Source organism: Bacillus pseudomycoides DSM 12442, from assembly GCF_000161455.1.
GTDB lineage: Bacteria > Bacillota > Bacilli > Bacillales > Bacillaceae_G > Bacillus_A > Bacillus_A pseudomycoides.
The window spans coordinates 2,802,927-2,804,493 of sequence record NZ_CM000745.1 but is presented as its reverse complement, the minus strand read 5'-3'; the positions used below and the strand labels follow the sequence as shown (position 1 = coordinate 2,804,493).

The window sequence follows — 1,567 nt, the reverse complement described above, 5'->3', positions numbered from 1 at the left end:
CCAGACAAAATAGAGGAGGGAGAGGAGGATCTAAACATGGAAAATTTAACTGAAATGCTGAAGGGTTCGCTGGAAGGCTGCGTGCTGGAAATCATCAGCCGCCATGAAACCTATGGCTACGAGATTACCCGCCGCCTGAACGAGCTTGGGTTCACCGAAGTCGTGGAAGGGACGGTCTATACCATCCTCGTGCGATTAGAAAAGAAAAAACTTGTGAACATAGAAAAGAAACCGTCAGATATGGGGCCGCCCCGCAAGTTTTACTCACTTAATGAGGCTGGCCGCCAGGAACTTGAATTGTTTTGGAGAAAATGGGATTTTGTATCATCAAAAATTAACGTCTTGAAGTCAATCTAGCTTCATAAGATATTCCNTCCGATATTTTTGGAGTGTCTTGTTCAGCTTTATAAAAAAGGAGGAAAAATAACATGATGGAAATGTTCAAAAAAATGATTGGTGATAAAAAAGAGTACAAAATGATGATGGCACGGGTTGGAGCTCTGCCAGAGGACTACCAGTTTGTATTTAAGAAAATTCAAAACTACATGTGGAATTTCTCAGCGGGCAACGGGATGGATATGCTACACATACAGTATGAATTAATCGAGTTGTTCGAAGCTGGTGCGGCGGAAGGTAGACAAGTGCTAGAAATCACTGGGGAGGACGTGGCGTCCTTTGCTGACGAACTAGTGGCAAACGCTAAAACCTATGTCTCCAAGTATCGTGAAGATTTGAATCAGAGTATCATGAATCGATTGAGAAAAAAATAAATGCAATAGATAATACCGACTGATTAGCTGATTACAAATGTGAATTGTCGCCATCGCTATTCAGTTATATTTTTAACTTGGTACTAAGTAATACGGATTATCAGTAAGACTAAATAGGAGAGTGTAGGCAATCTAGCTTCGCAAAACATTTTTTATAAGGAGGAAAAAAGTATGAGCAATGCAGCGATTTCTGTAAAAGGGTTAAAAAAATCTTTTAAAGACAAGGAAGTCTTAAATGGGGTGGATTTTGAGGTGCAGCGTGGCTCCATTTTCGCATTGCTGGGCTCAAATGGAGCGGGCAAGACGACGACGGTCAACATCCTCTCGACGCTGATGAAGCCAGATGGCGGCGAAGTAGGTATTTGCGGCTTTGACGTACAGCGTCAACCGGATTATGTTCGCCAGAGCATCAGTCTGACAGGACAGTTCGCAGCTTTAGACGGTATGCTCACCGGGCGAGAAAACCTGATGATGATTGCCAAGTTGCGTGGAGTTTCCAATCCCGCTCAAGTCGCTGATAATCTGCTTGCAAGATTTAGCCTGACCGATGCGGCCAACCGCAGGGCAGACCAGTATTCAGGCGGGATGAAGCGCCGGCTTGACATCGCCATGAGCCTGATCGGGACGCCAGCGGTCATTTTTCTCGACGAACCGACAACAGGGCTTGACCCCGAAGCGCGGATTGAAGTATGGGATACTGTCAAGGAGCTTGCCGGCGGCGGCACAACCATCTTGCTGACAACCCAGTACCTGGAGGAAGCCGAACAACTGGCGGACCGTATCGCTATCCTGCATGG

General features: G+C 45.8%; 3 protein-coding genes. All 3 read left to right on the top strand.

Annotated features, from left to right (window positions below; genetic code table 11):
- Positions 1-36: 36 nt before the first annotated feature.
- Positions 37-357, top strand: coding sequence for a PadR family transcriptional regulator (locus tag BPMYX0001_RS14155; RefSeq protein WP_018765521.1), 321 nt, complete (start codon positions 37-39; stop codon positions 355-357).
- Between the two features lie 71 nt (positions 358-428).
- Positions 429-770 carry a DUF1048 domain-containing protein gene (locus BPMYX0001_RS14150; protein ID WP_006095481.1) on the top strand — a complete coding sequence of 114 codons (342 nt, stop codon included), beginning with the start codon at positions 429-431 and terminating at the stop codon, positions 768-770.
- A 171-nt stretch (positions 771-941) separates the two neighbouring features.
- Positions 942-1,567 (top strand): ABC transporter ATP-binding protein (locus BPMYX0001_RS14145; protein WP_033799679.1); only part of this gene is annotated, 626 nt, incomplete at its 3' end.